A 14440-nucleotide genomic window follows, 5' to 3' on the forward strand; every position below is an offset into this window, starting at 1 on the left:
TTATTTTTTAGTAGTTAAAGTGATGTTTACCGGTGTTTCATCTTTTAAAGACATCACACCCGAAGTCAATAGGGTATCGCCCACTTGGAGTCCTTCTAAGATTAAGATGTCGTCTTTTGTACGCGTTCCCGTAGTTACTACTACACTTTTGGCTTTACCGCCTTGGGCTATATATACTTTTTTTCCATTTTGGATTGGAATAATCGCTTCCGTAGGCACGAGCAAGGCTTTTTCTACCACGTCCAGGATCAATTCGATATTGGCAAAGGAACCGGGAATCAATTCGCCCGTTGCGTTGTCGGCTAAGGCGCGAACTTGTAGGGTTCTGTTGGAAACCTCAATTTGGGTTTCAATCGCGTAAATCGCCGCGTCGTATACTTTGGGATTTCCCGAAACCGAAAAGCTTATTTTACCGCCTACCTTTACCTGAGTCGCATATTTTTCGGGTACGGCAAAGGTGATTTTTACCTGTTGGCTGTTGACCAAGGTAGCAATGGGCGTAGCTGGCGTAATATACGTTCCCGGTGAGATGTATCGCAAACCAATTTTGCCGGAAAAAGGTGCTTTTATACTGGTTTTCTGTATTTGAGCAGCTACCAATTGAACCTGTGCTTGAGCAGAGCGCAGCTCGGCAAAGGCTACGTCATATTCCTCCCGACTTATCGCTTCCTTGGCGATCAGCAGTTTCGCTCGACGTTCGTTTTCCGATGTTAGCGATACTTTGGTTTTGGCCTGTGCCAGTTGTGCTTGTAATTCGGCGTCGTTGACCTTTAATAAGGTCTGCCCCTGAGAGACCGTGGTGCCCTCTTGAAACAATATCTTTTCCGCTACACCGGATACTTCACTTTTAAGATCCACTTGCTCGTTGGGCTCTATAGAACCCGAAAGTTGAATGGAATTGTTGAAGTCGGACGGGGTAAGCACGAGTCCTTTTACATTTATCGGGCTTAGGTTTCCGCTATTCGGACCTTTTTCTTGCTTTTTGTTGTTCTGGATCAGGCGATATCCAATCATACCTCCGATGGATAATAGAAGTAAGGCGAGAAGGAGTACTCGTTTCATATAGTTGTTTTTATAGAAGTGTAAAAGACAATTGCTTTTTTTCAAAAATAGGGCAATTTTGCATAAAAACGAAAGGCGCATGGGCATTAAATTGCTTTTTTATTTCTGTCAAGCCCCAATTTTAAACCAAAAATGTTAAAAAAAATTAAAAGTATGGCCGCTTTAGTGGTGGTACTGTGAATGCGAGGGCATAGATGCTTTGGATTTTGTTAATTAATTTCTGGTATGGTGTTAAATTAGGCTGCTGCCTATTGTTTTCTATAAACGAATAAGCTTCGTTAAAAATCGCAAAGAAGGTGGTTTTTCAAGGGGTATTCACAAAATAAGTGTTTTTTTTTGACTGAGATAATAAAAACGGTTGTTCGCTTAGGTGCAAGTCATTGGAAAAGCGACTATAGATATAATGTCGAAATGTATCTGATGTAATTTATGGGTGCCCGCTGTTGGTAAGGAGCTCGTACAGAGGAGTAAATGCGGCTAATCAAAAGTCGTTTTAGGGGGTGCTTTATGCGATTGACGCAGATCAACTGTGAAAGATTGCCGACCTTTGCAAGGCGTTGGATTGACAAAATACAGGGTTCAAATGTATCCAAAGGGTTTCTCGGAAGTGAAAAACCCTTTGGATATATCAGGTTTATAAAGACAATTTGTCGATTTCGGATTTTAATCCCTTAAAGCGTATACCCATCACGATACGGGCTATACCATAAGTTAAGAAGGCCATGGCGGTCCAAAAGACAATCGTAATTCCCGCGATGACTGGATTCCATATTAGGATTAGGGAAAACACTATACCCAAGATTCCCAAGGCCAATAGCCAGCCCCATTTTTTAGAGCCATAAGCCTGGATTTCTATCGAAAATCCAATAGTCGAAACCGATCGGAATAAAATCATAAATCCGACGAATAAAGGCAAAACCGTTAGCGACAGTTCCGGCGATCGCATCAACCACAATCCAAAGAGCAGATCGATGATACCCATGGTCAAAAACCACCCCCAACTTTGAAGTCCCTTGCGGTTGCTGATCGAAAAGATAATCTCAAAAATACCGTTGACAAAAAAACTAATACTGAATAAAAGCGCCAACGTAATATAAGCTTCTAAAGGAGTTCGCAAAATCCAAAAGCCCAACAAAATAAAGAGTATACCCACAATTACTGAAAGGTACCAATGCTTGACTGCACTGTTCATAGTTTTAATAACTCGATTTTCCATGTTCGATATTTTAGTGTATTTATAATAGACTAAAAGTACGTTTATTTAATGAAAAACCGAAATTTTGACGACTTAAATAAAACTCGATAACTAGTTTAGGTTAATTTTTGAATTTTTAATGAAGTGGTTAATTGCGCTGTACTTATGTAGTCGCTCGTTAAAGGGTTTCGTTTAACGATAAAACAGCAGCAGTATTGCAGTGTGCGAATCGGGTAGGGCAAACGGTCGTTCTCGATTTAAATAAGAAAGTGCATTCCCTGTTGTCTGTAAGTGCTGATCCTTGCCAATTAGTTGTTTGGCTTAAGCGATACTTAGGGCTATACGCCGCGCAGCGTGCGAATTTGATTATTGAGTTCCTAATTAATGGCATGGTGGCTTAATTTTTAGTTTTGTTTGTGAAAAATCAATTTATAAATTACTAAATTTGGTTTTTTCAACTTGAAAATTAAATGCCGCCCCTTTCTTTTGGCAAAAAAGGCAAATCTTTTCAAAAGATGGCCCTTTTGTGGCGACATCTCCTTTGCTTTTAAATCTTAATTGTTAAAGGCAAATATTTTTAACCAAACATTTAAAATTCGATTTCTATTATATGAGCGCAGAATTAAATACACTGGCAGAAAAAACAACCGAATTGTCACATCACTTATATCCCCTGATAAGCGATTTGGGATTGATCTTAATGACAGCAGGTGTCGCGATATTAATATTTAAGAAAATCAAACAGCCCCTGGTGCTGGGATACCTGATTGCAGGTTTTCTAGCCGGGCCGCACTTTACGTTGTTTCCCACGGTAAAAGAAGTTGGAAACGTCGAGGTATGGGCGGAAATAGGGGTGATTATTCTCCTGTTTAGCTTGGGACTGGAATTCAGTTTTAAAAAATTGATGAAGGTCGGGGGTACCGCTTCGGTCACGGCCGGAGTACAGATCGTCTCCATGATTGTTATCGGATATCTCGTCGGTTGGTTTCTCGGTTGGAGTCAAATAGACAGTATTTTCCTGGGAGCCATGCTTTCGATGTCCTCTACGACGATTATTTTGCGGGCCTTTGATGAACTCGGCGTCAAAACTCAAAAGTTTGCTGGAGTCGTCTTTGGAACCTTGATTATCGAAGATATAGTAGCAATCTTATTGATGGTGTTGTTGGCGACGATTTCGGTTTCTCAAAATTTTTCGGGTGTCGCTTTAATGGAGTCCAGTCTAAAGTTGATATTCTTCCTGATACTGTGGTTTTTAGCGGGAATTTTCTTAATTCCAACCCTTCTTAAAAAGGTTAAACCCCTATTGAATGACGAAACCCTGCTCATCGTATCGCTGGCCTTGTGCTTGATGATGGTGATGTTGGCTACCAGTGCGGGTTTTTCTCCAGCGCTTGGGGCATTTATCATGGGGTCGATTATTGCGGAAACCACCAAAGCAGAACAAATTGAACACATTATCAAACCGGTGAAAGACTTGTTTGGCGCCGTTTTCTTTGTGTCGGTAGGGATGTTGATCAATATCGATACCCTTAAGGAATACGCAATTCCCGTTGTGATAATTACTTTGGTCACCATCGTCGGTAAGGCGCTTTCTACTGCAGGAGGTGCGCTGTTGTCGGGACAGCCGTTAAAACAGTCGGTACAAGCGGGAATGAGTTTGGCGCAGATCGGGGAGTTTTCCTTTATTATCGCCACCTTGGGGATGACCTTAGGTGTGATCAGCGACTTTTTATACCCCATTATCGTGGCAGTATCGGCAATTACCACCTTTACCACGCCTTTTATGATTAAAAAATCGGTGCCTACCTATCTGGCACTGCAGAAGATAATTCCACAGAATTTCCAGGATCGAATCGAGCAATACAGTTCCAATACCGAGGGGATTAAAACCACCAGCAATTGGAAGCTGTATATACAGGCCAATGTGTTGCATATCGTATTGCACTCGGTAATCATTATCGGTATTGCCATTATGGCTTCTAAGTTTTTAAAGCCCATGGCGGATACCGTTTGGGAAAAGCTGTTTTTCTGTTTGCTGTCGATAGTGATTGCGGGGCCTATTCTATGGGCTTTGGGATTGCAAAAGGTGGGTAAAAAACCGCTGGATGAAATCAAAAAAGACCGCAAGTATAAAACGCCGGTTATCATAATGTTGGTTTTTAGAATGCTGTTGGCAGCCTTCTTTATCGGTTTTATTATCAACCTGTTCTTTGCTCCGCTGATTACCTTTATATTATTGATTGCGCTACTGGTTGTGATGTTCTTGTTTCCCAAGAAACTACAGCAGCTCTATCTGAAGATTGCCAGCCGTTTTATCGAGAATTTAAACAGCCGTGAACGTTCGGAAGCCGTTAGAAATAAGAGCAGTTTAACGCCGTGGGACGGTCACATGACTACCTTTGAAATTGCACAGGAATCCGCATTGGCCGGAAGGACCTTGCTGGAATTGAAATTGAGAGAAACACTGGGAATCAATATTGCCATCATCAAAAGAGGGGAGTTGACGATTAATGTACCCACTCGTCACGAGCGATTATTTCCAAAAGACGTGGTGTATGTAATCGGTACCGACGAACAGATTGCGATGTTTGAGCACTATTTGAATGCGAATAATTTGAGCTCTATTGAAGACAACGATATTATTCTGCAGAAAATTGAATTGAACAACGAGTATTTTATCGGTAAAACCATACGGGAAACCGAGATGCGAGATAAAATTCGAAGTATAGTAGCGGGAATTGAACGCGATGGAAAACGGATTATCAATCCCGAGTCGGACTTTGTTTTAAAACAAGGGGACATCCTTTGGCTGATCGGCGATCAGAAACAGATTGAAGCCCTGATTAAATAAGGAATATGACAGTAAAATACAGGGATGCGGTACAGGGGGATTTGGCGGAAATTGTAGCCATTTACAATTCCACGATACCGTCTAGAATGGTTACGGCAGATACCGCAGCGGTTACCGTAGCGAGCAAGCAACCGTGGTTCGAGGCACACTGCGCTAAACAGCGTCCGCTGTGGATAGTAGAAAGTGAGCGCGGAGTGGTTTTGGCCTGGATCAGCTTTCAGTCGTTTTACGGCCGACCCGCTTATGATGCGACCGCTGAAATAAGTATTTATATAGCCGAACAGCAAAGGGGAAAAGGTTTGGGCAAGCAATTGCTGCTTTATAGCATGGCACAGGCCCCTACTTTGGGAATTAAAACGATATTGGGATTCGTTTTTGCGCACAATATACCGAGTCTGCAACTTTTCTTATCTCTGGATTTTGAAATTTGGGGAAACTTACCTGCTGTCGCCTCTATAGATGAACGCGATTACGATTTGACGATTTTGGGTAAGCGCCTGGCAGTTTAGGGAATACCGAGAATACACTATAAAATTAAAGGCCTTAACCGCTGCGGTTAAGGCCTTGTTTGTTTATGGGGACAGTTAGTCTTGTCCTTTTTTGCTTTTCTTATCTCTTTTTGCTGCTTTTTTCTCAGCAGGTGTTTTTAAAGCTACTTTCTTTTCGCTTTTACGAGGACTCTGTTCTTTAGCCATGTGTGATAAATTTGTTGTAAGGTACTCGTTTTTAACGAATATACCCTATGTTGTTTGCGGTTTATTTGATATTTTTTATTCGGAAATTGAACTCCAAGGAAAAGCTTGTTCGCGGATTCGTCCATTCGCAGATTCGCCTTGGTTTGCAGAAAGTAATTAAGGACTACATTTTTTATTCGAAAAATGAACTCCTTATACATTACCTAATGAATAAACAGATCCTCGAATCCGCTCTTTACTAATAAGAAGCTATCTTCTGTTTTCGCCGCTCGCGCCAGCATCTTGCTGGTGCGAACAATAAAAAGCCTATTCGTTGATTTGCGGATGCGCGGATGCGCCCTGTTTTGCGGAAAGTAATTAAGGACTACATTTTTTATTCGAAAAATGAACTCCTTTATATTGCCTATCGAATAACCGAATACACAAATCCTTGAATCTGCTAAGAACTAACTATTTTCGCAAATCGTGCATACTCCACAGCCCGGCGAATAAGCGAATCAACAAATCCGCGAATCAGCCTACAATATAAGAGGGTACCAGCGTGACGCTGGCACCAGCGGAGGTTGCAGAAAGTAATTATGGGCTACATATTTAATCCGGAAAAGAACTCCTTTACGCAATCTCTCGAATCAGCGAATGCACGAATCAACGAATCCGCTAAGAACTAACTATTTCCACAAATCGTGCATTCTCCTCAACTTGGCGAATAAGCGAATCAACAAATCCACGAATCCGCTCTTTGCTATAACAAGCTATCTTCTATTCTCCGGTACTGTCGAATCAGCAAATCCTCGAATCCGCTAATGTCTAACTATTTCCACAAATCGTGCATTCTCCGCAACCCGGCAAATAAGCGAATCAACAAATCCGCGAATCCACTCTTTACTATAACAAGCCATCTTCTATTCTCCGGTACTCTCGAATCCGCGAATCAACAAATCCGCGAATCCGCTAATGTCTAACTATTTCCACAAATCGTGTATTCTCCGCATCCCGGCGAATAAGCGAATCAACAAATCCGCAAAAAAAAGCCCCGTGTAAAGTTAGGGTAACTAAGCAGTTAACAAATCCCCGGCAAAACCCCTTTAAAAAAAACTTCAAAAGATTAGGAAAGCCGATAAAAAGGCCTACTTTTGCACTCGCATTACCGCAGAAGTTCTTTGATTACCGGGTTGAGATTGTGAGGGTCGTAGGGGGTTAAATCCGACGAGCCGAATAAGGGAGGCCAGTGATAGTAACGATTGACGAGAAAAAAAGAAAAATTATTTTTCTATAAAAACCTTGCCAGTTAAAAAAGAAGTTGTAGTTTTGCATCCGCTTTGAGAGACAAGCGAAAAACAAGAAGACACGTTCATAGACATATTGAATTGACAGCAAATAAGAAGAGAGTAAGGAAATCGCAAGATTTCAAGAATTAGCGCAAACTATCTACACATATTAAAAAAATACGATGAAGAGTTTGATCCTGGCTCAGGATGAACGCTAGCGGCAGGCTTAACACATGCAAGTCGAGGGGTATAGGGAGCTTGCTTCCTAGAGACCGGCGCACGGGTGCGTAACGCGTATGCAATCTACCTTTTACAAAGGAATAGCCCAGAGAAATTTGGATTAATGCCTTATAGTGTTGTTGGATGGCATCATTTGACAACTAAAGATTTATCGGTAAAAGATGAGCATGCGTCCCATTAGCTAGTTGGTATGGTAACGGCATACCAAGGCAATGATGGGTAGGGGTCCTGAGAGGGAGATCCCCCACACTGGTACTGAGACACGGACCAGACTCCTACGGGAGGCAGCAGTGAGGAATATTGGTCAATGGAGGCAACTCTGAACCAGCCATGCCGCGTGCAGGAAGACGGTCCTATGGATTGTAAACTGCTTTTATACAGGAATAAACCTACCCTCGTGAGGGTATTTGAAGGTACTGTAGGAATAAGGATCGGCTAACTCCGTGCCAGCAGCCGCGGTAATACGGAGGATCCAAGCGTTATCCGGAATCATTGGGTTTAAAGGGTTCGTAGGCGGTTTGATAAGTCAGTGGTGAAATCTCCTAGCTTAACTAGGAAATGGCCATTGATACTGTCGGACTTGAATTATTGGGAAGTAACTAGAATATGTAGTGTAGCGGTGAAATGCTTAGATATTACATGGAATACCAATTGCGAAGGCAGGTTACTATCAATTGATTGACGCTGATGAACGAAAGCGTGGGTAGCGAACAGGATTAGATACCCTGGTAGTCCACGCCGTAAACGATGGATACTAGCTGTTCGGTCGCAAGACTGAGTGGCTAAGCGAAAGTGATAAGTATCCCACCTGGGGAGTACGTTCGCAAGAATGAAACTCAAAGGAATTGACGGGGGCCCGCACAAGCGGTGGAGCATGTGGTTTAATTCGATGATACGCGAGGAACCTTACCAGGGCTTAAATGTAGATTGACCGTTTTGGAAACATTACTTTCGCAAGACAATTTACAAGGTGCTGCATGGTTGTCGTCAGCTCGTGCCGTGAGGTGTCAGGTTAAGTCCTATAACGAGCGCAACCCCTATCGTTAGTTGCCAGCGGGTCATGCCGGGAACTCTAACGAGACTGCCAGTGCAAACTGAGAGGAAGGTGGGGATGACGTCAAATCATCACGGCCCTTACGTCCTGGGCTACACACGTGCTACAATGGCCGGTACAGAGAGCAGCCACTGGGCGACCAGGAGCGAATCTACAAAACCGGTCACAGTTCGGATCGGAGTCTGCAACTCGACTCCGTGAAGCTGGAATCGCTAGTAATCGGATATCAGCCATGATCCGGTGAATACGTTCCCGGGCCTTGTACACACCGCCCGTCAAGCCATGGAAGCTGGGGGTACCTGAAGTCGGTGACCGCAAGGAGCTGCCTAGGGTAAAACTGGTAACTAGGGCTAAGTCGTAACAAGGTAGCCGTACCGGAAGGTGCGGCTGGAACACCTCCTTTCTAGAGATACGCAGTAATTTTATCTTGCTCTCGCTGTTCAATTCAAATAATACACAATAAAAGTACAGAGTCTCGTAGCTCAGCTGGTTAGAGTACTACACTGATAATGTAGGGGTCGGCAGTTCGAGTCTGCCCGGGACTACAGGCTACGCCTGAGGTAAACTTTTGACTATTTTGTCTGCATTTTGCGCAAACAAAACGGCAAAGGACAACGTCAGACGCGGGCATTACTGGCTAATAGCTAGGAAAAACACACTTTTATTGAAAGGAAATTTTAGAGGTTGACTAACCCGACTACGTTTGGAAGACTACCTTCTAAATTCATTGGGGGATTAGCTCAGCTGGCTAGAGCGCCTGCCTTGCACGCAGGAGGTCATCGGTTCGACTCCGATATTCTCCACTACGGCATAAAGTCACACAGAAATAATTGTCTGTGGCGACTCGCCACACGTTCATTGACATATTGAGATATTTAAATACAATAAAAATAATAGAAAGCACGTAATTGATTTCGATTGATTACACAAGCACATAAGCAAAATAAGGGCGTATGGGGGATGCCTAGGCTCTCAGAGGCGAAGAAGGACGTGATAAGCTGCGAAAAGCTACGGGGATCGGCACACACGAATTGATCCGTAGATATCCGAATGGGGCAACCCACTATGTTGAAGACATAGTATCCGATAGGAGGCAAACCCGCTGAACTGAAACATCTAAGTAGGCGGAGGAGAAGAAAACAAAAGTGATTCCGTAAGTAGTGGCGAGCGAACGCGGAACAGCCCAAACCAATGTTGTTACGGCAATATTGGGGTTGTAGGACCACGATGTTTCTTGCGGACAGAATTAGAACAAGTTGGAAAGCTTGACCATAGAGGGTGACAGTCCCGTATAAGTAATGGAAGATAAGAATAGTGGTATCCTGAGTAGGTCGGGGCACGTGAAACCCTGATTGAAACTGGCGGGACCATCCGCTAAGGCTAAATACTCCTGAGAGACCGATAGTGAACCAGTACCGTGAGGGAAAGGTGAAAAGAACCGTGAATAACGGAGTGAAATAGATCCTGAAACCATACGCCTACAAGCGGTCGGAGCCCTTAAGTGGGGTGACGGCGTGCCTTTTGCATAATGAGCCTACGAGTTACCGTTGCTGGCAAGGATAAGTGGTTAAGCCATGGATCCGTAGCGAAAGCGAGTCTGAATAGGGCGCTTTAGTCAGTAGTGGTAGACGCGAAACCGTGTGATCTACCCATGGGCAGGTTGAAGTTTAGGTAACACTAAATGGAGGACCGAACCGGTTGACGTTGAAAAGTCTTCGGATGACCTGTGGGTAGGGGTGAAAGGCCAATCAAACTCGGAAATAGCTCGTACTCCCCGAAATGCATTTAGGTGCAGCGTTAGTTATAAAGTTATATAGAGGTAGAGCTACTGATTGGATGCGGGGGTTTCACCACCTACCAATTCCTGACAAACTCCGAATGCTATATAATGTTCACTAACAGTGAGGGCATGGGTGCTAAGGTCCATGTCCGAGAGGGAAAGAACCCAGACCATCAGCTAAGGTCCCCAAATGTATACTAAGTTGAAAAAACGCGGTTTGTCTGCCCAGACAGCTAGGATGTTGGCTTGGAAGCAGCCATTCATTTAAAGAGTGCGTAACAGCTCACTAGTCGAGCGGACGAGCATGGATAATAATCGGGCATAAGTATACTACCGAAGCTATGGATTTACAGACAAGGGTCTGTAAGTGGTAGGGGAGCATTCTAATGGGGTTGAAGGTGAGTTGCGAGACTTGCTGGACTAATTAGAAAAGAAAATGTAGGCATAAGTAACGATAATGCGGGCGAGAAACCCGCACACCGAAAAACTAAGGTTTCCACAGCTATGCTAATCAGCTGTGGGTTAGTCGGGTCCTAAGGCAAACCCGAAGGGGGACGTCGATGGCCAACGGGTTAATATTCCCGTACTACTTATAATTGTGATGGAGTGACGGAGTGATGAAAGCACCGCGAACTGACGGAATAGTTCGTTGAAGATTGTAGCTATATTCCAGATAGTAAAATGCGTTTGGAATGGCAAAGATCGATAGTACTGCGAGTCTACGGACAAGTAGATAGTGTGCCTAAGGGCTTCCAAGAAAACCTTCTAAACTTAGATTATAAGTACCCGTACCGTAAACCGACACAGGTAGTTGGGGAGAGAATCCTAAGGTGCTCGAGAGATTCATGGCTAAGGAACTAGGCAAAATAGACCTGTAACTTCGGGAGAAAGGTCGCCAGCGCAAGCTGGCCGCAGTGAAGAGGTCCAGGCGACTGTTTATCAAAAACACAGGGCTCTGCAAAATCGTAAGATGAAGTATAGGGCCTGACACCTGCCCGGTGCTGGAAGGTTAAGAGGAGATGTTATGAGCAATCAGAAGCATTGAATTGAAGCCCCAGTAAACGGCGGCCGTAACTATAACGGTCCTAAGGTAGCGAAATTCCTTGTCGGGTAAGTTCCGACCTGCACGAATGGTGTAACGATCTGGACGCTGTCTCAGCCATGAGCTCGGTGAAATTGTAGTATCGGTGAAGATGCCGATTACCCGCAGTGGGACGAAAAGACCCTGTGCACCTTTACTATAGCTTAGTATTGTTCTTGGATAAGTGATGTGTAGGATAGGTGGGAGACTGTGAAGTGGCGTCGCTAGGCGTTGTGGAGTCATTGTTGAAATACCACCCTTTGCTTATTTGAGATCTAACTCCATATAATGGAGGACATTGCTTGGTGGGTAGTTTGACTGGGGTGGTCGCCTCCAAAAGAGTAACGGAGGCTTCTAAAGGTTCCCTCAGCACGCTTGGTAACCGTGCGTAGAGTGCAATGGTATAAGGGAGCTTGACTGAGAGACTAACAAGTCGACCAGGTACGAAAGTAGAGCATAGTGATCCGGTGGTTCCGCATGGAAGGGCCATCGCTCAAAGGATAAAAGGTACGCCGGGGATAACAGGCTGATCTCCCCCAAGAGCTCATATCGACGGGGGGGTTTGGCACCTCGATGTCGGCTCGTCACATCCTGGGGCTGGAGAAGGTCCCAAGGGTTGGGCTGTTCGCCCATTAAAGTGGCACGCGAGCTGGGTTCAGAACGTCGTGAGACAGTTCGGTCTCTATCTACTGCGGGCGTTAGAAATTTGAGTGGATCTGATTCTAGTACGAGAGGACCGATTTGGACAAACCTCTAGTGTATCTGTTGTCTCGCCAGGGGCATCGCAGAGTAGCTACGTTTGGCAGGGATAAGCGCTGAAAGCATATAAGCGCGAAACCCACCACAAGATGAGATTTCTTTAAAGGGTCGTGGGAGATGACCACGTTGATAGGCTATAGATGTAAAGGCAGTAATGTCATAGTCGAGTAGTACTAATAACCCGTAAGCTTATGTGTACTGTCCCGTTTTTTAAACGGGACAGGATGACTTTCTACTTATACAATACAAGTATTTAAATATCTTCGTATGTTACGATATTCGTTATTCCAAACCCTTGGATAACAACCGATTTAAGGTGGTTATTGCAGCGGGGCTCACCTCTTCCCATTTCGAACAGAGCAGTTAAGCCCGTTAGCGCAGATGGTACTGCATTTATGTGGGAGAGTATGTCGTCGCCTTTCTTTTGAGAACCCCTAGTCTTCACAGACTAGGGGTTTTTTGTTTATATGGACCGACGTGTTCGGCCTTTGGCCTCGGTTCGTCGCCTTTCTTTTGAGAACCCTCATCATTTATTTGGTGAGGGTTTTTTGTTTTATGCTGATTCGATGATATTTATTTATTCGCTGATTTGTTGATTCGATGATTCGATGATTTGCCAGGTTGCGTAAAGGAGTTCGTTTTCCGGATTAAAAATGTAGTTCTTAACTGCTTTGTACAAACTAAGGCGCATCCGCGCATCGGCAAATCAGCGAATAGGCTTTTATTCGCTGGTGCCAGCGTCACGCTGGTACCCATTGTATTGTTGGCTTATTCGCGGATTTGTTTATTCGCTGATTTGCCAGGTTGCGTAAAGGAGTTCATTTTCCGAATTAAAAACGCAGTCCTTGTATATTTTCTACAAACCAAGGCGCATCCGCGCATCCGCAAATAAGCGAATAAGCTTTTAGTTTGTGCGCACCAGCAAGATGCTGGCGCGAGCGATGGTCATGCAAAGGAGGTCAATTCCGAATAAAAATTGCAATCCTTCAATCCTTTGTACAAAATATGGCGCATCCGCGCATCCGCAAATAAACGAATCAGCTTCTCCTTGGGTTCAATTCCGAATAAAAATTGCAATCCTTAAATCCTTTGTACAAAATATGGCGCATCCGCGCATCCGCAAATAAACGAATAAGCATTTCCTTGGGTTCAGTTTCCGAATAAAAATTGCAATTCTTAAATCCTTTGTACAAAATATGGCGCATCCGCGCATCGGCAAATCAACGAATCAGCTTTTCCTAGGGTTTAATTCCGAATAAAAAACGCAGTCCTTGTATATTTTCTGCAAACCAAGGCGCATCCGCGCATCGGCAAATCCGCGAATAAGCGTTTTCTTGGAGTTCTTTTCCGAATAAAAATTGCAATCCTTAGATCCTTTGTACAAAATATGGCGCATCCGCGCATCTGCAAATAAACGAATCAGCTTTTCCTTGGGTTCGATTCCGAATAAAAAATGCAGTTTTTAAATCCTTTGCACAAAATATGGCGCATCCGCGCATCGGCAAATCAACGCATCGGCTTTCCCTCTTCGCTTATTTATTTTCGAGCCGATTGTCGCGCTTTAGTGCTTGAAATGGGTTTTTAGTAAAGCAAAAAAGCGTATATTTATATAGGGTATAGCATTTTTTAATTTTTAATCCGTTTAATATGGCATGGAATCCCAATGTATACGATCAATTTAAATCCGAGCGCTATGCACCCTTTTACGATTTATTGGCTTTAGTCGATAACAGAATGAATATGGATGTGTTGGACTTGGGCTGTGGCACAGGAGAACTGACAAGTTTTTTGGCGGCTAAACTCCCACATGCCATGGTTTTAGGGGTTGATTCCTCTGCGGAGATGCTCGAAAAATCATCGGTATTTGTCCAAGAGCAACTCTTTTTTGAGCAGCGCGGTATCGAGGAACAGTTGAATCGGGAAACCACTTGGGATTTGATTTTTTCCAATGCGGCCATACAGTGGGTAGACGACCATAAGCGCTTATTACCCAGGATGATAGGCTGTCTCAAGGCCGAAGGGCAATTGGTTGTTCAGCTACCCGCTCAAAACGACAATATCTTAAATCAATTGCTGTTGGAATTGGTACAGGAACCTCCATATCAGGAGGTTTTAAAATCGTGGAAACGCGTGTCGCCGGTATTGAGTATCGATGCGTATGCGCGTATTTTATTCGAGGAAGGTGCAAAGGACATGACGGTGTATGAAAAAATTTACCCGATAATTGTCAAAAATGCGGAACAGCTCTATGATTTTATCGCGGGATCGGCACTAATTCCTTATTTTGAAAGAATGGACGCCCGTACTCAAGAGGCCTTTACGGTGGAGTTCAAGCGGCGTATTTCGCAGAATTTCCCCAAAGCTCCGGCTTTCTATCCGTTTAAGCGCATTGTGATTGCCGCTAAGTTTTAGCTACGTATATAAAAAGCAAAAACGGAGTCCGCATCCAAGTGAT

At 43.9% G+C, this 14440-nt stretch carries 5 protein-coding genes, 2 tRNA genes and 3 rRNA genes; 8 read left to right on the forward strand and 2 right to left on the reverse strand.

Going from position 1 to position 14440, the window contains the following annotated elements; all coding sequences use genetic code 11:
• Positions 1 to 1062, reverse strand: a complete 1062-nt coding sequence (locus tag ACQZ43_RS11660; protein ID WP_430612843.1) for an efflux RND transporter periplasmic adaptor subunit — start codon at positions 1060 to 1062, stop codon at positions 1 to 3.
• A 634-nt stretch (positions 1063 to 1696) separates the two neighbouring features.
• A complete protein-coding gene (locus ACQZ43_RS11665) occupies positions 1697 to 2278 on the reverse strand; it encodes an HdeD family acid-resistance protein (protein ID WP_430612845.1) in 582 nt (193 codons plus the stop codon).
• A gap of 589 nt (positions 2279 to 2867) precedes the next feature.
• On the opposite strand from ACQZ43_RS11665, the gene ACQZ43_RS11670 reads away from it, so the two are divergent.
• From ACQZ43_RS11670 to ACQZ43_RS11705, 8 genes are all read left to right on the forward strand, one after another.
• Complete coding sequence (locus ACQZ43_RS11670; RefSeq protein ID WP_430612848.1) at positions 2868 to 5108, forward strand: cation:proton antiporter; 2241 nt, start codon at positions 2868 to 2870, stop codon at positions 5106 to 5108.
• A 5-nt stretch (positions 5109 to 5113) separates the two neighbouring features.
• Positions 5114 to 5617 carry an N-acetyltransferase family protein gene (locus ACQZ43_RS11675; RefSeq protein ID WP_430612851.1) on the forward strand — a complete coding sequence of 168 codons (504 nt, stop codon included), beginning with the start codon at positions 5114 to 5116 and terminating at the stop codon, positions 5615 to 5617.
• 1633 nt (positions 5618 to 7250) lie between these two features.
• Positions 7251 to 8768, forward strand: a 16S ribosomal RNA gene (locus ACQZ43_RS11680).
• A gap of 68 nt (positions 8769 to 8836) precedes the next feature.
• Positions 8837 to 8910, forward strand: a tRNA-Ile gene (locus ACQZ43_RS11685).
• A gap of 184 nt (positions 8911 to 9094) precedes the next feature.
• Positions 9095 to 9168, forward strand: a tRNA-Ala gene (locus ACQZ43_RS11690).
• Between the two features lie 129 nt (positions 9169 to 9297).
• Positions 9298 to 12182, forward strand: a 23S ribosomal RNA gene (locus tag ACQZ43_RS11695).
• Between the two features lie 115 nt (positions 12183 to 12297).
• Positions 12298 to 12407, forward strand: a 5S ribosomal RNA gene (gene rrf, locus ACQZ43_RS11700).
• The 16S, 23S and 5S rRNA genes sit together here with 2 tRNA genes alongside, the layout of an rRNA operon.
• 1225 nt (positions 12408 to 13632) lie before the next feature.
• Positions 13633 to 14397, forward strand: a complete 765-nt coding sequence (locus ACQZ43_RS11705) for a methyltransferase domain-containing protein (protein ID WP_430612854.1) — start codon at positions 13633 to 13635, stop codon at positions 14395 to 14397.
• The last annotated feature ends 43 nt before the right edge of the window (positions 14398 to 14440 follow it).

It is taken from the genome of Flavobacterium sp. JP2137 (genome assembly GCF_050562195.1).
Classification (GTDB): Bacteria; Bacteroidota; Bacteroidia; order Flavobacteriales; family Flavobacteriaceae; genus Flavobacterium.

Bases quoted from the DNA above. Each gene is read 5' to 3' on its own strand.
- ACQZ43_RS11660 (WP_430612843.1), bottom strand. From the start codon at position 1,062: ATGAAACGAGTACTCCTTCTCGCCTTACTTCTATTATCCATCGGAGGT.
- ACQZ43_RS11665 (WP_430612845.1), bottom strand. From the start codon at position 2,278: ATGGAAAATCGAGTTATTAAAACTATGAACAGTGCAGTCAAGCATTGG.
- ACQZ43_RS11670 (WP_430612848.1), top strand. From the start codon at position 2,868: ATGAGCGCAGAATTAAATACACTGGCAGAAAAAACAACCGAATTGTCA.
- ACQZ43_RS11675 (WP_430612851.1), top strand. From the start codon at position 5,114: ATGACAGTAAAATACAGGGATGCGGTACAGGGGGATTTGGCGGAAATT.
- ACQZ43_RS11705 (WP_430612854.1), top strand. From the start codon at position 13,633: ATGGCATGGAATCCCAATGTATACGATCAATTTAAATCCGAGCGCTAT.